A 17,760-nucleotide genomic window follows, 5' to 3' on the forward strand; every position below is an offset into this window, starting at 1 on the left:
TCTAGAAGTACCCCTCGCGCTTGCGGTCTTCCATCGCGGCCTCGGAGAGCTTGTCGTCGGCGCGGGTGGCCCCGCGCTCGGTGAGCCGGGAGGCGGCGATCTCGGTGATCACCTTCTCGATGGTGTCGGCGTCGGAGTCCACCGCGCCGGTGCAGGACATGTCGCCCACGGTGCGGTAGCGCACGAGCCGTTTCTCGACCCTCTCGCCGTCCTTCGGGCCGCCCCACTCACCGGCGGTCAGCCACATGCCGCCGCGGGCGAACACCTCGCGCTCGTGCGCGTAGTAGATCTCCGGCAGCTCGATGTCCTCGCGGGCGATGTACTGCCACACGTCCAGCTCGGTCCAGTTGGACAGCGGGAACACGCGGACGTGCTCACCGGGGGCGTGCCGGCCGTTGTACAGGTTCCACAGCTCGGGGCGCTGGCGGCGCGGGTCCCACTGGGAGAACTCGTCGCGCAGTGAGAACACCCGCTCCTTGGCGCGGGCCTTCTCCTCGTCGCGGCGCCCGCCGCCGAACACGGCGTCGAACCTCTCGCTCTGGATCTTCTCGGTGAGCGGCAGGGTCTGCAGCGGGTTGCGGGTGCCGTCGGGGCGCTCCTTGAGCACCCCGCGGTCGATGTAGTCCTGTACGGAGGCGACGTGCAGCCGCAGCCCGTGCCTGGCGACCGTGCGGTCGCGGTAGTCGAGGACCTCGGGGAAGTTGTGCCCGGTGTCGACGTGCAGCAGCGAGAACGGGACCGGCGCCGGGGTGAACGCCTTCAGCGCCAGGTGCAGCATGAGGATGGAGTCCTTGCCGCCGGAGAACAGGATCACCGGCTTCTCGAACTCGCCCGCCACCTCGCGGAAGATGTGCACCGCCTCGGACTCGAGGGCGTCCAGGTGGGAGAGGGCGTACGGGTTGCCCGTACCCTCGTGCACGGTGGCGACGGTGGTCGTCATGCCAGTCCCCTTTCGCTGAGCACGGCGTGCACCGACGCCGCGGACTCCTGCACGGTCTGGTTCTGGGACTCGATCCGCAGATCGGGCGTCTCGGGCTCCTCGTAGGGGTCGTCCACACCGGTCAGTCCGGTGAGTTCGCCCGCGGCCTGCCGGGCGTACAGGCCCTTCACGTCGCGTACGGAGCACACCTCGAGCGGGGTCGCCACGTGCACCTCGACGTACGGCGTGCCGTTCGCCCCGTGCCGCCCCCGGACCGCGTCCCGGCTGTCCGCGTACGGCGCGATGACCGGGACGAGCGCGAGGACGCCGTTGCGGGCGAGCAGTTCGGCGACGAAGCCGATGCGCTGCACGTTGGTGTGCCGGTCCTCGCGGGTGAAGCCGAGGCCCGCGGAGAGGAACTCGCGGATCTCGTCGCCGTCGAGCACTTCGACCCGGCGGCCCTGCTCGCGCAGCCGGCCGGCCAGCTCGTGGGCGATGGTGGTCTTGCCCGCACTCGGCAGACCCGTGAGCCAGACGGTGGCTCCGGTCGTCACGTGGTTCTCCTGGATCTCGGTGGTCGTCGTCATGTCAGCCGTGCAGCCCGCACTCGGTCTTGGAACGGCCAGCCCAGCGGCCGGCGCGCGCGTCCTCGCCCTGAAGCACCCGGCGGGTGCAGGGCGCGCAGCCCACGGAGGCGTAGCCGTCCGTCAGCAGCGGGTTCGTGAGGACGCCGTGCTCGTCGACGTACGCGTGCACGTCTTCCTGCGACCACGTCGCGATGGGGGAGATCTTCACCTTCCGCCGCTTCTCGTCCCAGCCGACGACCGGGGTGTTCGCCCGGGTCGGGGACTCGTCGCGGCGCAGGCCGGTCGCCCAGGCCGCATAGCCCTTCAGACCCTCCTCCAGCGGCTTGACCTTGCGCAGCGCGCAGCACAGGTCGGGGTCGCGGTCGTGCAGCCTCGGGCCGTACTCCGCGTCCTGCTCGGCGACCGTCTGCCGCGGGGTCAGCGTGATGACGTTCACGTCCATCACGGCCTCCACCGCGTCGCGGGTGCCGATGGTCTCCGGGAAGTGGTAGCCGGTGTCGAGGAACACCACGTCGACGCCGGGCAGCGCGCGGGAGGCGAGGTGGGCGACCACCGCGTCCTCCATCGAGGAGGTCACGCAGAACCGCTTGCCGAAGGTCTCGGCGGCCCACTGGAGGATCTCCAGGGCGGAGGCGTCCTCCAGGTCCCGGCCCGCCTGCTCGGCCAGGGCCTTCAGGTCCTCGGTGTCGCGCTCTTCCTGAACAGCCGTCACGTCCGCTCCCCTCCCGTGTCGGATCGCTCGAGTCCCCGGGCGAGCAGCCCGAGGAACTTCAGCTGAAAGGCCCGGTTGCACGCGCCGCACTCCCACGATCCGTGGCTCTGCTCCCCGGGACGCAGGTCCTCGTCGCCGCAGTAGGGGCAGTGGAACGGCGCCGCACGCCCGCTCACGACAGGGCCTCGTCCGACGCGCGGCCGACCCAGGCCGCGAACCGCTCGCCGTCCTCGCGCTCCTCCTGGAAGCGCTTGAGGACCCGCTCGATGTAGTCGGGCAGCTCGTCCGAGGTCACCTTCAGGCCGCGGACCTTGCGTCCGAAGGACGGCTCCAGACCGAGCGCGCCGCCCAGGTGCACCTGGTAGCCCTCGACCTGCTCGCCCTTCTCGTCGATCATCAGCTGGCCCTTGAGACCGATGTCCGCCACCTGGATACGGGCGCAGGCGTTGGGGCAGCCGTTGAGGTTGATGGTGATCGGCTCGTCGAAGTCCGGGATGCGGCGCTCGAGTTCGTCGATCAGCGAGGCGCCGCGCGCCTTGGTCTCGACGATGGCGATCTTGCAGAACTCGATGCCGGTGCAGGCCATGGTGCCGCGCCGGAACGGGGAGGGCCGGGCGCTGAGGTCCAGTGCCTCCAGGGACTCCACCAGGGAGTCGACCCGGTCCTCCTCGACGTCGAGGATGATCATCTTCTGCTCGACGGTGGTACGGATCCGGCCGGAGCCGTGCGCCTCCGCGAGGTCCGCGATCTTGGTGAGCGTGGTGCCGTCGACGCGGCCGACCCGCGGGGCGAAACCGACGTAGTAGCGGCCGTCCTTCTGCCGGTGCACACCGACGTGGTCGCGCCACTGCTGCACCGGCTGCTCGGGAGCGGGTCCGTCGATCAGCTTGCGCCCGCCCAGGTACTCGTCCTCCAGCACCTGGCGGAACTTCTCCGCGCCCCAGTCGGCGACCAGGAACTTCAGCCGGGCGCGGTTGCGCAGCCGGCGGTAGCCGTAGTCGCGGAAGATGGACAGGACGCCCTCGTAGACGTCCGGGACGTCCTCGATCGGCACCCACGCGCCCAGCCGCACACCCAGCTTGGGGTTGGTGGACAGCCCTCCGCCGACCCACAGGTCGAAGCCCGGCCCGTGCTCGGGGTGGCGGACGCCGACGAACGCGACGTCGTTGATCTCGTGCACCACGTCCAGCAGCGGCGAACCGGAGATGGCCGTCTTGAACTTGCGGGGCAGGTTCGAGTACGCCTTGTTGCCCAGGACGCGGCGCTTCATCTCCTCCAGCGCGGGGGTGCCGTCGATGATCTCGTCCTCGGCGATGCCGGCGACGGGGGAGGCGATCATCACGCGCGGGGTGTCGCCGCAGGCGGTGACCGTGGACAGGCCGACGTCCTCCAGCCGTTCCCAGATCTCGGGCACGTCCTCGACCCGGATCCAGTGGTACTGGACGTTCTGCCGGTCGGTGATGTCGGCGGTGCCGCGCGCGAACTCCTGCGAGATCTCGCCGATCACCCGCAGCTGCCGGGTCGTCAGGGCCCCGCCGTCGATGCGCACCCGCAGCATGAAGTACTTGTCGTCCAGCTCCTCCGGCGCCAGGATCGCGGTCTTGCCGCCGTCGATCCCGGGCTTGCGCTGGGTGTACAGACCCCACCACCGCATCCGGCCGCGCAGGTCGTTGGGGTCGATCGAGTCGAAACCGCGCTTGGAGTAGATCGTCTCAATGCGTGTCCGCACATTGAGACCGTCGTCGTCCTTCTTGAACTGCTCGTTGCCGTTCAGCGGCGTGTGGTGCCCCACCGCCCACTGTCCCTCTCCGCGGTGACGGCTCACCTTGCGGCGGGAAGTCTCGGCAGGCTTCTGCGGGGTGGCGGCCATGGTTGATACGTCCTTCGGGACAGGCGGGAGGGAGGCTCTGACCTGCGCATGCGTGGGCACGGGGTCAAGTGCGCGTCACTGCGCGGGGAGTGGGGCGAGGAGAGGGGCCGTGCGGTGCCGGGTGCTCTCAGCGCGCCGGACAGATGGCGCTGGACATGCGGCCGAGGTCGACGTGCCGCCGACTCACCAAGGCGATCCCAGTTCCAGGCATGACGGAAGCGTGGCACGGCGATCTGGACACAGTCCAGCTTCGTCCAAAGTGCGGACACCCTTGTCTCGAAGCGAGAGACAAGGGTGTCCTTGGTCACAAGCGTCGCAGGCGGTCTCGTCCGTGCCGGTCAGGCGGGGTGGGCCCCGGCCCACGGGCCCGGAGTCGGTACTTCCGGTTCTTCCTCGACCTTGGTGTCGAACAGGGTGAAGCCGCGGCGCCGGTAGTTGTCCAGGGCGTGCTCGCCGTCCTTGCTGCAGGTGTGCAGCCACACCCGCGTGGTCGGCTTCAGCCCCGGCCGGCGGTCCGCCAGGTCCCAGGCGCGGGCCGTGCCGTACGACAGCAGGTGCCCGCCGATGCGCCGCCCCCGGAAGGCGGGCAGCAGCCCGAAGTAGACGATCTCGACGACCCCGTCCTCCTGGGCTTCCAGCTCCACGTACCCGGCGGGCGTCCCCCGGTCGTAGGCGACCCACGTCTCCACCCCGGGCCGGTCCAGATGCTCCAGCCACCGCGCGTACGTCCAGCCCAGCCGGTCGGTCCAGCGGATGTCCCCGCCGACCGAGGCGTACAGGAAGCGGCTGAACTCGGGGGAGGGCACCTCGGAGCGCACGACCCGCACGTCCCCCTCGGGCACGGCGGCCGCAAGGAGGTCGGTGGGCGAGGTCTGCTCCAGGGACCAGGTGGTCACGGAAAGGGTCGTCATGCCCGAAAGGGAACCATCCGGCGCGAGCTCCTGTCGAACGCCTGACCAGGACGTGGACGGTCCTAGTCCAGGGAACGGTCGACCGAGGCCAGCGGCAGGGCGAACAGCATCCGGCCGGACTGGGACCACACGTCGCCGGTCTCCTCCCAGTAGGACAGGGACGCCACCCGGCCGCTCCAGCAGCGGTGCGTCTCGTCCGCGCCGCACCGGGTGGGGCGCGCCCCGTCCGTGTCCTGCCGCCACAGCGTTCCGCGCTCGTCCGGCGTCCCGGTCATCCGGCCCAGGTACCAGCCCGACCGGTGCGACAGCACGCCGCGCACATCGGTCAGTTCCGTCTCGTACACCCCGACCGGGTCGGTGTCGAGCAGCCCCGCGCGCTGTGGCCCGGTGCTGAACGCGTACCGCCACAGCCGGGTCGGCCCGTCCTCGTCCGCGGGCGTCGCCTCGTGCGCGACCATGCTGTCGGGTGCGGTGCTGCGGTCCAGGGAGATGCCGCCCGGCCGGGGCGCGCCGGCCGCGTCCGTCCGGTAGGAGGCGACGGCCGGCAGCACGTACCGCGCCCCCGCCGCCGACCAGCCGCCGGGCACCCGGCCGACCGACGTGCCCTCCACGGTGGCCCGCTGGACCCGTTCGACGTCGTACACGTACAGCGCGCTGTCGTCCGCCGGACCCGCGGTGACCAGCAGTTTGTCCTGGTACCAGACCATGCCGGACACGGCGGAGCCGAGCCCGCGGTAGTCGCGGCCGCCGTCCACCGGAACGGCCAGCAGGGCCCAGGTGTAGCGGAGGCCGTCCGGGTCGCCGGCGTCCACGAAGGCGACGCGGGCCAGACCGTCCTCTGACGGCGTGCCGGTGCTGCGGCTCCACCCGGAGAGGATCACCCGGTGCTCTCCCCAGCGGCCGTCGTCGTCCGCGTCCCCGGAGGTGGTGACCGCGCCGGACCGCCAGCCGTCGGTGTCGGCGTCCGGCCAGCAGTACGCGCGGGTCGCGGCGGGCTCGAGCGGCAGGGTCCGCCGGTCGTCGGCGGTGCAGTCCTCGGCGTCGCCCAGGGCGCCGTCGGGATCGGCGAGCACGGCGCCGACCCCGACCGGCCGGCCCATTCCCTCCGAGAGCCGGTCCAGCGCGTCGCGCGGCACCTGGTGCTCGGTCAGCCGCAGCGGTGCGGCCTCGGCGGACGCGGTGAGCGGCTTCAGCGCCCCGGGGTCGTCGGCGTCGGTGGCCTGGGAGGCGCTGATCATGGTGGCGGCCGCGGTCAGCGCGAGGGCGGTCCCGGCCAGCGCCGCCCGCAGCGCCCTGTTCCGCCTGCGCCGGCGGTGTCTGCCGCGATGCTTCATGACGTCCTCCCGAGACGAGCCAACTGCTTCCGGTGGTCCGAGGGTTGACCGTGGAACAGTTGGGGTGGCCCGTACCGGGATGCTACGGCAGGCGGCCGGTCCGGGAGAGGGAGACCCTGCAAATACGCGAAACAGCGGCCTTCCGGGGCGTCGACGGGCACGCCCGTACGACCCCGCGCGGCCTTGACGGGCGGAAGGAGGGTCAGGCTTCCCGCGCCGGCCGCCGGGGACGGCCCGGGACCCGGGCCGTCGAACGGGGGAAAGGGTCGTGGGGGCCGTCCGGGAGGACGACCTCCACCTCCGCGCTCTCCGTGAAGCGGTAGGGGCGGTGGTCCAGGAGGGGCCCCAGGTAGCGGCGCACGCGGGACATCTCCGCGCGCACCGTCACCGTGCGGGCCGGGTCGCCGAAGACGTCCCGGGCGAGGTCCGCGGCGCTGCGCCCCGTGCGGTGCACGGCCAGCAGGTACAGCAACTCGGCGTGCCGTGGGCTCAGTTCCCGGGTCCAGGAGCCCGACCCGCCGGACACCTCCACCGACCGGCGGCGCGGCCCCCTCAGATCCAGCACGATCCGGGTCGCACCGCGCGCCACCGGTTCGTCCGCCGCCCGCACCAGCCAGCCCCCGGCCAGCGGCTCCAGCGAGCAGCGGCCCAGCGCCGGCAGCCACCGCATGCCCGCCGACACCGACGCGGGCAGCGCCAGCCGCTCCGTGTACGGCATCCCCGTCACCGCCGCCGTCCACCCGTGCCGGTCCACGACCAGCGCACGCCCGTCGATCCGGGCCAGCACCGGCGCCGCCACCGCGCGCAGCCGCTCCAGCGACCGCAGGTGCGTCTCCCGCAGCCGCGCCTCGGCGAGCTTGGCCACCGAGTCGACCCACGCGAGCGTGGCCGGGTGCATCGTCTCCAGCGGCCCGCTCACGTCCACCACGCCGATCAGCCGCCCGTCGCGGGGATCGGTGATCGGCGCCCCGGCACACGTCCAGGCGGTGTGCGACCGCACGAAGTGCTCGGCGGCGAACACCTGCACCGGACGCCGCGTCACCGCGGGCGTCCCCACCCCGTTGGTGCCGACGACCTCCTCGCGCCAGTCCGCGCCGATCTCGAAGCCCAGCTCGTCGGCCTTGCGCAGCACCGGCGCGCTGCCCTCCCGCCACAGCACCCGGCCCTCCTCGTCGGCCACCACCATGATGTGGTGGGCGACGTCCGCGACCGACAGCAGCCCCTCCCGCAGTACCGGCAGCACCTGCCGCAGCGCCGAGGTCTCCCGCCGCCGCTGCACTTCCTCGCGGGACAGCAGACGGCTGCGGAAGCCGTGGTCCGGGTCCACCCCGCTGCGCAGCATCCGCTCCCAGGACTGCCCGATCACCGGGCGGGGCGCCACGGGCACGCGCCGCCCGGAGAGCGCGGCGGAGCGGACCTCGTCGAGCACCCGCGCCGCCCGCGCCGCGTCGACGGCGGCCAGCCGCGTCACGTCCATCGGCGAGAGCGCCACCGGTCCCCTTCCGGAAGAAAAGCTGTCGGTCCCATACTGCCGTCCGCCCCCGGTGCGGACGCCCGTCACGGTCACGGGGACGACACGTTGCAACCCCTTGCAACCCTGGTGGAGAGCCCTCGGCCGACCGAGACTTGGGCGACGCCGTCCCGAGCGGCGTCCACGGCTCGCAAGGGCCCGTGCGGCGGGGGTGGTGCCGTGTCGGCGCAGCACCACCCCCGCGTCGCGCCCGCCGTCGCTCAGCACACCGGCCGGGCCCGCTCCACCACCGACGCCAGGTCCAGTGCGCGCGGCAGCGTCCCGAAGGCCGCGCCCCCGTCCCCGCCCAGCCGCGCCGCGCAGAACGCGTCCGCCACCTGCGGCGGCGCGTACCGCACCAGCAGCGACCCCTGGAGCACCAGCGCCAGCCGCTCCGTCAGCCGCCGTGCCCGCCCCTCGACGCCCTCCAGGTCCGCCAGTTCGGTCAGCAGGTCCTTGATCGCGGCGTCCAGCCGGCGATCCGCCCCGCGCGCCCGCCCCACCTCCCGCAGGTACGCGTCCAGCACCGCCGGCTCCCGGCGCAGCGCCCGCAGCACGTCCAGCGCCTGAACGTTGCCCGCGCCCTCCCAGATCGAGTTCAGCGGCGACTCCCGCACCAGCCGCGGCATCCCCGACTCCTCGACGTACCCGTTCCCGCCCAGGCACTCCGCCGCCTCCACCGCGAGCGGCGCGCACCGCTTGGTCACCCAGTACTTCGCCGCCGGCACCGCGATCCGCAGCAGCGCCCGCTCCTGCTCGCCGCCGTCGTCGTACGCCGCCGCCAGCCGCAGCGCCAGCGTGGTGGCCGCCTCCGACTCCAGCGCCAGATCGGCCAGCACGTTGCGCATCAGCGGCTTGTCGACGAGCTTCCCGCCGAACGCCTCCCGGTACGCGCAGTGGTGCACCGCCTGCGCCACCGCCTGCCGCATCAGCCCCGCCGAACCCAGCACGCAGTCCAGCCGGGTCGCCGCCACCATCCCGATGACGGTGCGCACCCCGGCCCCCTCGTCCCCGACCCGGCGCGCCCACGTCCCGTCGAACTCGACCTCGGCGGACGCGTTGGACCGGTTGCCCAGCTTGTCCTTGAGCCGCTGGATGAGGAACACGTTGCGCGTGCCGTCCTCCAGCACCCGCGGCACCAGGAAGCATGTGAGCCCCCCGGGCGCCTGCGCCAGCACCAGGAAGGCGTCCGACATCGGCGCCGAACAGAACCACTTGTGCCCGGTCAGCTCGTACGCGCCGTCCTCGGCCAGCGGCCGGGCCGCCGTCGTGTTCGCCCGTACGTCGCTGCCGCCCTGCTTCTCCGTCATGCCCATCCCGAACAGGGCGCCGGGCTTCTGCCCCGCGGGCCGCAGGGCACGGTCGTAGACCGTCGACGTCAGCCGCGGCTCCCACCGGGCCGCCAGCTCCGGGTCCGTGCGCAGCGCGGGGACCGCGGCGTGGGTCATCGACAGCGGGCAGCCGTTGCCGGCCTCCACCTGCGTCCACACCAGGAACGCCGCCGCCCGCCGCACATGCCCGCCCGGCCGCCCCCAGGCCGCCGTCAGCCCCGCCGAGACGCCCTTGCCGAGCAGCCGGTGCCAGGACGGATGGAAGTCGACCTCGTCGATCCGGTGACCGTAGCGGTCGTGGGTGCGCAGCCGCGGCGGGTTCTCGTTCGCCAGCGCCCCCCACTCCTGCACCTGCGCGGACCCGGCGGTCCGTCCGAACCCCGACAGCTCGGTGAGGCCCTCGTCCCGCACGCCGGGATCCAGATGCCGCTCGACCGCCTCCACCAGCGCCCGGTCGGCGCCGAAGACGTCGTACTGCACCAGCGGGGGAGCCTGATTGGTCACGCTGTGCGTGGTGCCTGCCATGCCCACGAACGTACCCCCTGGTACGGGGGCCTCACCCGCCGATCCGGCCTGTGGGTGAGTGCGACCTGGTACGACGGATACCTTTAGGGCGTGCAGCCAGCAAGTGAATTCCCCGACGCGCCCTCCGGCCGCCTCCACCGGGCCCGGGCCCTGTACCGGAACGTCTCCAAGCGCAGGACCGCCTGGCTGCTGCTGAAGGACACCGTCAACTCGTGCATGGAGTACCGCATCCTGGGCCTGGCGGCCGAGGCGGCGTTCTTCACGCTGCTGTCGGTGCCCCCGCTGCTGCTCAGCCTGATCGGCCTGCTCGGCTACGTCGACGCCTGGACCGGCGCCGACACCATCCAGAGCGTGCAGCGCAACCTCCTGGACGCCTCCCGGACGGTGCTGTCCGACCGGGGCGTGACGGAGGTCGCCGAACCGATCCTGCGGGACGTCACCAAGGGCGGCCGGCCCGACGTGATCTCCCTCGGTTTCCTGATCGCCGTGTGGTCGGGCTCCCGCGCGGTGAACGTCTTCATCGAGACCATCACCGTCATGTACGGCCTCGACGGCGTGCGGGGCATCGTCAAGACCCGGCTGCTGGCCTTCCTGCTGTTCATCGTGGCCCTGCTGATCGGCTCCATCGCGCTGCCGCTGATGGTGGCGGGACCGGACGCGGTCGTCCGGGTGGTGCCCTGGTCGGCGACGCTCGTCCAGATCCTCTACTGGCCGGTCGTGATCCTGCTGTCCGTCGCCTTCCTGACCACGCTGTACCACGTCTCCGTGCCCGTGCGCTCCCCGTGGATCGAGGACGTGCCCGGCGCGCTGGTCGCCCTCGCCATGTGGGTGCTCGGCAGCTTCCTGCTGCGCCTCTACCTGACGAACACCGTCGAGGGCCCCACCATCTACGGCTCCCTCGCCGCCCCCGTCGCCGTACTGCTGTGGATCGGCGTGTCCGCGTTCGCGGTGCTCGTCGGCGCCGCGGTCAACGCGGCCATCGACCGGGTCTGGCCGGCCGCCGCGACGGCCGCGGCCCGCGAGGCCAACGAGCGGCTGCGGCAGGCGCAGGTCGCCGAGTACGTCGCCCGCACCGCCGCGGCCGGCGAGGCCGACCCCGACATGCCCTCCGAGTTCCCCGAACGCTGGTCCCGCTTCCTGCCCCCGGAGGACGTCACGTCCCGGCTGCGCGCCCACGCGAAGCCCACCCACCCGAGGAACGACGAGGGGCCGGGGCACGAGGAGAAGTGAAGGGCTGGGAATCAGCCCCTCCGGCGTTCGGGGAGCGGGGTCCGGGACGGAGCCCCGGGTCGGGGCGGGAAGGGGCGGCGGGGGCGGAACCCCCTCGGCTCACGCCTTCCGGGTACCGGCCCCCGCGATCTCCGCCACCGCCTCCGCCCGGGTCGGCAGCCGGGGCCCGGTCACGGAGAGCGTCCGCCCCGCGTACCGCTCCCCGCCCGTCACCGCGGCCACCACTACCTCCGCGACGTCCCGCACGCCCACGAACGGCTCCGCCACCCCACCCGCCGGGAACACCGGCTCCCCGGCCCGCACCCAGTGGCGGACCAGGGCCGCGTAGCCTGGGGGGCGTGTACAGGGAGCGGGCGTCGCGGCTGACGGGCGCGGTCGTGTGGACCAACACCCCGCCCGTCGACGGGGAGAACCGGGTGCTCCCCGACGGCTGCATGGACCTCCTGTGGAACGAGGGACGCCTGCTGGTCGCGGGCCCCGACACCCGCGCCCACCTCACCCAGGGCCGGACGGGCGCCTGGGCGGGCGTCCGCTTCCGCCCCGGCACCGCGCCCGCCCTGCTCGGCGTGCCCGCCCACGCGCTGCGCGACCGCCGCGTCGCCCTGGCCGACCTGTGGCCGGCCGCGGACGTACGGCGGATGACGGCCCGTGTGAACGCGGCGGACGACCCGGTGCGCGCCCTGGAGGACCTGGCCCTGCGCCGGGCGGCGGAGACCACCCCGCCGGACCCCCTGCTCGGCCTTGTCGTGGCCGCCCTCGACGCGGGCCGTCCGGTCGCCGCGACCGCCGACGAACTGGGCGTGGGCGCCCGCCAATTGCACCGCCGCTCGCTGGCCGCGTTCGGCTACGGCCCGAAGACCCTGGCCCGCATCCTTCGCATGCGCCGCGCGCTGGCCCTGGCGCGGGCGGGCGTCCCCTTCGCGGAGACGGCGGCCCGCGCCGGCTATGCCGACCAGCCCCATCTGGCCCGCGAAGTCCGGCGCCTGACGGGACTGGCGCCGGGCGAGCTAGTCACCCGCGGGCAGCGGCGCGAACAGGTCCACCCCGTTGCCGTCCGGGTCGAGGAGGACGGCGTACCGCTGCCCCCACACCGCGTCCCACGGCTTCAGCTCGACACGGCTTCCGGCCCCGGCCATCTCCGCGAACAGCGCGTCGACCTCCGCGGGGCTGTCGCACCGCAGCGCCAGTGAGGTCCTGCCCCCGCCCGACGGGGGCTCCCATTCCGTGTGGAAGGACCGCACCACCTCCTCCGTGTCCAGCAGCAGCCGCAGCCCGCCCGGCAGTCCGGCCTCCACGTGTCCCTGCTCCTCGGCCCCTTCGGGGAAGGCGAACCCGAGCCGCCGGTAGAAGGCGACGGAGGCGGCCATGTCCGAGACGACCATTCCGATGGCGTCGAATCGTGCGCTCATGCGGCCCACCGTAGGGCCGCGCCGCCACGCCGGTCTTGAAGGAATCGGACACGCGGGTTCGGAGCGGACCGGTTCGAGGAGCCGGCCGGTCCGGTCGCGGCCCCGGCCGCGGTCGTCGCCCCGGGACGCGGAGTCGGAGTCGCCGTGGACGATCGTCGCGTCGTCGGTGGCCGGGAGGAGGCGGGCCGGATCCGAGTGCTGGGTGAACCCGGCGTGCGGCGGCCGGGCCATGACGGCGGTCCGCCGCCGCTCCCGGCCCTCGCTCCGCCCGGCGCCCGCCGCATAGGCTCGCGCCCATGCCCGCCCTCGCACGCCCCGCCCTCCTCGTGTACACCCGCACCGCCGACTACCGGCACGACTCCATCCCCGCCGGTGTCGCCGCCCTGCGCGCCCTCGGCGACCTCACCGTCGACGCGACCGAGGACCCGGCCGCCCTCGAGGCGCCGCTCGACCGGTACGCCGCCGTCGTCTTCCTCTCCACCAGCGGCGAGGTGCTCACCCCCGCCGGGCGGGAGCGGCTCGCGGAGTACGTCGAGAGGGGCGGGGGATTCGCCGGGGTGCACGCCGCCGCCTGCACGGAGTACGACTGGCCGTACTACGGCGACCTCCTCGGCGCCCGCTTCGACCGGCACCCGGCCTTCCAGCCGGGCCGCGTCGTGACCGAGGACCACGACCACCCGGCGACCCGGCACCTGCCCGCCGTCTGGGACTTCACGGACGAGTGGTACGACTTCCGCACCGACCCGCGTGCCGCGGGAGTGCGGGTCCTGCTCCGCGCCGACGAGTCGTCGTACGAGGGAGCCGGGACGGGCCCCGGCCACCCGCTGGCGTGGTGCCGCGGCCAGGGCGCCGGGCGGGTCTTCTACACCGCGCTCGGCCACGTCGCCGAGGCCTACGGTGATCCCGCCTTCCGTGCCCACCTGCGCGGCGGGATCGGCTGGGCGGCCGGAGCGGGCGAGCGGGTCAGTCCGGGCGGTGGGCCGCCGTGACCTGATCGGCTCCCGGCAGGGCGCCGGCGCCGGACGAGGTGATCACCTCGGAGCGGCGGCCGTCCCGGTTCAGCAGGCCGCCGGTGAGGGCGAGGCCGAGGCCGGCCACGGCGAGGACGGCGCCGACCAGGGCGGGGGAGGTCCAGCCCCAGCCCGCCGAGAGGGCCAGCCCGCCGAGCCAGGCGCCGCCCGCGTTGGCCAGGTTGAAGGCGGAGTGGTTGGAGGCCGCCGCCATCGTCGGGGCGTCCTTCGCCTTGGCCATGAGCAGCATCTGGACGGGCGTGGTGATGAGGGAGCCCAGCGCGCCGATGAAGGTGATCGTCACCAGGGCGGGCCAGGTGCTGTGGACGGTGAAGGAGAACGTCACCAGCGCCGCGGCGAGCAGGGCGAGCCCCGCGTACAGCGTCGGGCGCAGCGCGCGGTCCGTGAGCGGGCCCGCGACCAGCGTGCCGAGCGTCATGCCGACGCCGTAGAGCGCGAGGACCAGGGTGATCGAGGAGTCGGAGAGACCCGTCACGTTGGTCAGGACGGGGACCAGGTAGCTGTAGACGGCGAAGAAGCCGCCGAATCCCACCACGGCGACGGCCAGGCCGATCGCGACCTGCCGGTTGCCCATCGCCCGCAGCTCGTGCCGGATGCCGGACTGCCCGCCACGGGGCTGGTGGGGGACGAAGAGGGCCAGCGCGGCGAGGGCGGCGAGACCGATGACGGCGATCGCGAGGAAGGCGGACCGCCAGCCCAGCTGCTGGCCCAGGGCCGTGCCGGCCGGGACACCGACGATGTTGGCGACGGTGAGTCCGAGGAACATGCGCGAGACGGCCCGCGCGGCCCGGTCGGGGGCGACCAGCCGGGAGGCCACGACGGCGCCCACGCCGAACAGCGCCCCGTGCGGCAGCCCCGTCAGGAGGCGCGCGGCGAAGAGCGTGCCGTACGTGGGGGCCAGCGCGGACGCGACGTTCCCGACCACGAACAGCCCGGTCAGGAGCAGCAGCAGCCGCTTGTGGGACATGCGCGCGCCGATGCCCGTCAGCACGGGGGCGCCGACGACGACGCCGAGCGCGTAGGCCGAGACGAGGTTGCCGGCGTCCGGCACGGAGACGCCGACCCCGTCGGCTATCTGGGGCAGCAGCCCCATGGTGGCGAACTCGGTCGTGCCGAGACCGAACGCGACGACGGCCAGGGCCAGCAGAGCCAGTGGCATGGTGCGGGGAAACCTTTCGAAGACAGCGGGCCGGATCGGGGGAGGGGGGAAGGACCGAGGTCGTCCCCGGCTCTCGTGGCCGGTCGCGCTGCGCACCCTTGCACGGCGCACTCCGGGAGCGGGCAGGCCCATGGGCAGGGTAGGCCCACAAGGAGGGGAGCAAGGACGGCGGGCCGCGCATTCCAAGATCGGGCCGCACATCGCCGTGAGCTGTGTCACGGTCATGCCGCACCGGGCGGGGCGCCGGCCTTTGGCCCCGCTCGGCCGCCTCCCGGGAGCCGGGAGCCGTCGCCGGCCGGACGCCGGGGCGCGGCCGTGCCGGAGCGCGGCGCCGTCCGTCAGCCGTGACCGCCCGCACCGGGCCCGGGAGGCGCCGTGCTCGCGCGTTCCACCAGCCGGGTCGACAGTTCCGTGCGGGTGCTCTCCGGGCGGTGGCCGTCCATCATGCGCAGCAGCAGCCGCAGGGACGTCGCCGCCATCTCGGACAGCGGCTGGCGGACCGTCGTCAGGGCCGGGGTGAGCCAGCGGGCCTCGGGCAGGTCGTCGTAGCCGACCACGCTCATGTCGTCCGGTACGCGCAGACCGCGCGCGGCCAGGGCCTCGTAGACGCCCAGCGCCATCCGGTCCGCGCAGACGAAGACGGCCGTGGGCGGCTCGGGAAGGTCGAGGAGCTCGCACAGCCGGCGGCCGGCCGCGTCCCGCCCGGAGTCGGCGTGCCGGACGTACTCGGGGCGGTGCCGCACGCCCGCCGCGGCGAGGGCCGAGCGGTAACCGGCGATCCGCGCGTCGGCGCACAGCGTGTGCCGCTGTCCGGCGACGACCGCGATGCGCTCGTGCCCCAGCGCCAGCAGGTGCTCGGTCGCCGTCACCCCGCCCCGCCAGTTCGCCGCGCCCACCGAGACCACGCCCGCCGGCGGTTCGAGCACCGGGTCGATCATCACGAACGGGATGCGGTGCTGGGCGAGCCACGCGTACTGCGGCTCGCTCAGCTCGGCCAGGTGGAACAGCACCCCCGACGAACCCCGCAGGACGAGTTTGTCCAGCCAGCCCCGCTCCGGACGCTCCGGCCGCTCCGCACGGCTCCGCGTCAGGGCCGCCGAGACGACGAGCTCGAGACCCGCGTCGTGCGCCGCCTCCTCCGCACCGTGCAGCACCGCGCCCGACCCAGAGGTCTCCAGCGAGTGCACCACGAGGTCCACCAGACGAGGCGCCCGCCCGCCGTCGAACCGGGGTCTCCTGATGTACCCGAGCCGGTCCAGTGCCTCGGTGACGCGGCGGCGGGTCTCGGGGGCCACGTCCTCGCGGCCGTTGACCACCTTGGACGCGGTCGGCACGGACACCCCCGCCTCGCGGGCCACCACCGCCAGCGTCGGCCCCGCCGTCACGTTGGCACTCCCCGCACGGACCATCGAGTATCCACCTCTCCGAATAGAAAGCGCTTCCTACTGTAGGTCCGGCACACCGGGGCGGGAAGAACTCTCACGTGGACGCGGGAATACCGAAGAGCCGTGCGGTGCTCCCGTGTTACCGGCGGGTCCGTCCGGTGCGCGACGCGGCGCGCCGCGGTGAAGGGCTGGTGGGCACATGACGGCAGACCGGGAGCACCCCGTGACCGGAACCCCGTACGGCGCCGTGCGCGGCCGCTGGGAGCGGGGCGTGGCCGTCTTCCGTGGCATCCCCTACGCGGCGCCCCCCTTCGGCCCCCGCCGCTTCCGGCCCCCGGCCCCGCCGGACCGCTGGGACGGCGTACGGGAGGCCGCCGACTTCGGGCCGACGGCCCCCAAGCCCCCGTACTCGGAGGCCTTCGCCCAGTACCTGTCCGATCCGGCCGTCCCCGGCGACGACTGCCTCAACCTCAACGTGTGGACCCCCGACCCCGCCCCCGGCGCCCGCCTCCCCGTCCTCGTGTGGCTCCACGGCGGCGCCCTGACCAGGGGCTCCTCGGCGGTCCCCGTCTACGACGGCCACACCTTCGCCCGCGACGGGGTGGTGTTCGTGTCGGTCAACTACCGCCTCGGCGTCGAGGGCTACGGCCTCTTCCCGGACGCCCCCGCCAACCCCGGCCTGCGCGACCAGCTCGCCGCGCTGCACTGGGTCCACACGTCGATCGGGGCCTTCGGCGGCGACCCGGACCGCATCACTCTCGGCGGCCAGTCCGCCGGAGCGATCAGCACGGGCGCGCTGATCGCCGCACCGCAGGCCCGGGGACTGGTCCGCCGGGCCGTCCTGCAGAGCGGCCCGCCCGAGGCCACCGACCGCGACAAGGTGCGCCGCGTGGTCCGCCGCATGGCGAACCGCCTGAAGGTCCCCGCCACCGCCGAGGCCTTCGCCGCCGTCGACCGCGACCGGTTGCTCCGTGTCCAGGCCGACATCGGCCGCCTCGGCAGCCCGGTGCTCGGCGGCCCCGCCTTCGGCATCGTCACCGACGGCGACCTGGTCCCGCGCGACCCCCTGGAGGCCCTCACCGACGGCGCGGCCCCCGGCGTGGAGCTGCTGACCGGCTGGACCCGCGACGAGTACCGCCTGTGGCTCGTCCCCGGCGGCCTGGTGGACCGCGTCGACCGCCTCGGCGCTCTCGCCCTCGCCGGCGCGATGGCCCGCTGCCGCTGCGGCAGCGAGGTCCCGCGCGGCTACCGCGCCCTGCGCCCGGACGCCGGCACCGCGGAACTCGTCGGCCAGCTGGTCACCGACCACCTGCTCCGCCTCCCCCTGCACCGTCTGGCCGACGGCCGCCGAGCCCCGTCGTACGTCTACGAGTTCGCCTGGCCCTCCCGCCGCCCCGGCCTGGGCGCCTGCCACGCCCTGGAACTCGGCTTCGTCTTCGACAGCGGCGATTCACCGGACGCCCGCAAACTCGCGGGCGAGGGAGCGCCGCGGGACCTGGCCGACGCGATGCACGGGGCGTGGGTGCGCTTCGTCACCGACGGCTCGCCGGGCTGGGAGCGCTGGGACGCGGGGCATCCCGTACAGGTCTTCGGCGACGGCGACCCGCACGTCGAACACGGCCCCCGGGACCGCGCACTCGCCCTGTGGGCCGCCCCCGGGGCCCCGGAGCCCGCCACGTCCCCCGAACTCCGCTCGGTCGTCCGCCGCCTGCGCCACAGCGGCGCACTGCGCCGCACCTGACCCGGGCGCACGGCCGGGCGGGTCGATCCCGCGGGATGCGAGACGCCGGGGCGCCGCCTGTCCGGGAGAAGCGGGGAACGGACCGGCTCGTCCCGCTCCCCGGAAG

The 17,760-nt window shown here is 74.1% G+C and carries 17 protein-coding genes and 1 pseudogene; 4 read left to right on the forward strand and 14 right to left on the reverse strand.

Going from position 1 to position 17,760, the window contains the following annotated elements; genetic code table 11:
- Position 1: 1 nt before the first annotated feature.
- The 10 genes from cysD to ADK41_RS10490 all read right to left on the reverse strand — a co-directional run bounded on the left by cysD (position 2) and on the right by ADK41_RS10490 (position 9,699).
- A complete protein-coding gene (gene cysD, locus ADK41_RS10450) occupies positions 2–940 on the reverse strand; it encodes a sulfate adenylyltransferase subunit CysD (protein ID WP_030828348.1) in 939 nt (312 codons plus the stop codon).
- The gene (gene cysC, locus ADK41_RS10455) at positions 937–1,506 is read right to left on the reverse strand and encodes an adenylyl-sulfate kinase (protein WP_030828346.1); all 570 of its coding nucleotides are present in this window, start codon (positions 1,504–1,506) and stop codon (positions 937–939) included. Before cysC ends, cysD begins: the two co-directional genes overlap by 4 nt.
- A 1-nt stretch (position 1,507) precedes the next feature.
- Complete coding sequence (locus ADK41_RS10460) at positions 1,508–2,218, reverse strand: phosphoadenylyl-sulfate reductase (RefSeq protein WP_030828344.1); 711 nt, start codon at positions 2,216–2,218, stop codon at positions 1,508–1,510.
- Positions 2,215–2,394, reverse strand: a complete 180-nt coding sequence (locus tag ADK41_RS43015) for a hypothetical protein (protein ID WP_030828342.1) — start codon at positions 2,392–2,394, stop codon at positions 2,215–2,217. Before ADK41_RS43015 ends, ADK41_RS10460 begins: the two co-directional genes overlap by 4 nt.
- Positions 2,391–4,088, reverse strand: coding sequence for a nitrite/sulfite reductase (locus tag ADK41_RS10470; RefSeq protein WP_030828339.1), 1,698 nt, complete (start codon positions 4,086–4,088; stop codon positions 2,391–2,393). The genes ADK41_RS43015 and ADK41_RS10470 overlap by 4 nt, the downstream gene beginning before the upstream one ends.
- A gap of 127 nt (positions 4,089–4,215) precedes the next feature.
- The gene (locus tag ADK41_RS44205; protein WP_310887545.1) at positions 4,216–4,299 is read right to left on the reverse strand and encodes a putative leader peptide; all 84 of its coding nucleotides are present in this window, start codon (positions 4,297–4,299) and stop codon (positions 4,216–4,218) included.
- 127 nt (positions 4,300–4,426) lie between these two features.
- The gene (locus ADK41_RS10475; protein WP_030828336.1) at positions 4,427–4,999 is read right to left on the reverse strand and encodes a GNAT family N-acetyltransferase; all 573 of its coding nucleotides are present in this window, start codon (positions 4,997–4,999) and stop codon (positions 4,427–4,429) included.
- 62 nt (positions 5,000–5,061) lie between these two features.
- On the reverse strand, positions 5,062–6,333 hold the full coding sequence (locus ADK41_RS10480; RefSeq protein WP_030828333.1) for a hypothetical protein: 1,272 nt from the start codon (positions 6,331–6,333) through the stop codon (positions 5,062–5,064).
- 202 nt (positions 6,334–6,535) lie between these two features.
- Positions 6,536–7,810 (reverse strand): helix-turn-helix domain-containing protein, encoded by a 1,275-nt coding sequence (locus ADK41_RS10485; protein ID WP_037804470.1) that lies wholly within the window; start codon positions 7,808–7,810, stop codon positions 6,536–6,538.
- Positions 7,811–8,064: 254 nt separating this feature from the next.
- Positions 8,065–9,699 (reverse strand): acyl-CoA dehydrogenase family protein, encoded by a 1,635-nt coding sequence (locus tag ADK41_RS10490; RefSeq protein ID WP_030828328.1) that lies wholly within the window; start codon positions 9,697–9,699, stop codon positions 8,065–8,067.
- A 90-nt stretch (positions 9,700–9,789) separates the two neighbouring features.
- On the opposite strand from ADK41_RS10490, the gene ADK41_RS10495 reads away from it, so the two are divergent.
- Positions 9,790–10,929: a YihY/virulence factor BrkB family protein gene (locus ADK41_RS10495; protein WP_030828325.1), complete on the forward strand. Its 1,140-nt coding sequence runs from the start codon at positions 9,790–9,792 to the stop codon at positions 10,927–10,929.
- 99 nt (positions 10,930–11,028) lie between these two features.
- Here ADK41_RS10495 and ADK41_RS40700 read toward each other — a convergent pair whose 3' ends face one another.
- Entirely contained in the window at positions 11,029–11,181 is a 153-nt protein-coding gene (locus ADK41_RS40700; RefSeq protein WP_199821807.1) for a hypothetical protein, read from the reverse strand.
- 86 nt (positions 11,182–11,267) lie between these two features.
- Between ADK41_RS40700 and ADK41_RS10505 the strand changes: the two are divergent.
- Positions 11,268–11,942: pseudogene (locus tag ADK41_RS10505) on the forward strand (helix-turn-helix domain-containing protein); the annotation flags it as partial.
- On the opposite strand, the gene ADK41_RS41625 reads toward ADK41_RS10505, so the two are convergent.
- On the reverse strand, positions 11,937–12,338 hold the full coding sequence (locus ADK41_RS41625) for a VOC family protein (RefSeq protein WP_078661999.1): 402 nt from the start codon (positions 12,336–12,338) through the stop codon (positions 11,937–11,939). The pseudogene ADK41_RS10505 and the gene ADK41_RS41625 sit on opposite strands and share 6 nt — an antisense overlap.
- 296 nt (positions 12,339–12,634) lie before the next feature.
- On the opposite strand from ADK41_RS41625, the gene ADK41_RS10510 reads away from it, so the two are divergent.
- On the forward strand, positions 12,635–13,327 hold the full coding sequence (locus ADK41_RS10510) for a ThuA domain-containing protein (protein ID WP_030828312.1): 693 nt from the start codon (positions 12,635–12,637) through the stop codon (positions 13,325–13,327).
- Here the strand turns inward: ADK41_RS10510 and ADK41_RS10515 are convergent.
- On the reverse strand, positions 13,302–14,528 hold the full coding sequence (locus ADK41_RS10515) for an MFS transporter (RefSeq protein WP_030828309.1): 1,227 nt from the start codon (positions 14,526–14,528) through the stop codon (positions 13,302–13,304). The two genes, ADK41_RS10510 and ADK41_RS10515, sit on opposite strands and share 26 nt — an antisense overlap.
- A gap of 338 nt (positions 14,529–14,866) precedes the next feature.
- Positions 14,867–15,937: a LacI family DNA-binding transcriptional regulator gene (locus ADK41_RS10520; protein WP_030828306.1), complete on the reverse strand. Its 1,071-nt coding sequence runs from the start codon at positions 15,935–15,937 to the stop codon at positions 14,867–14,869.
- A gap of 175 nt (positions 15,938–16,112) precedes the next feature.
- On the opposite strand from ADK41_RS10520, the gene ADK41_RS10525 reads away from it, so the two are divergent.
- Entirely contained in the window at positions 16,113–17,654 is a 1,542-nt protein-coding gene (locus ADK41_RS10525; protein ID WP_030828303.1) for a carboxylesterase/lipase family protein, read from the forward strand.
- The last annotated feature ends 106 nt before the right edge of the window (positions 17,655–17,760 follow it).

This window comes from Streptomyces caelestis (assembly GCF_001279005.1).
In the GTDB taxonomy this organism is placed as follows: domain Bacteria; phylum Actinomycetota; class Actinomycetes; order Streptomycetales; family Streptomycetaceae; genus Streptomyces; species Streptomyces heliomycini.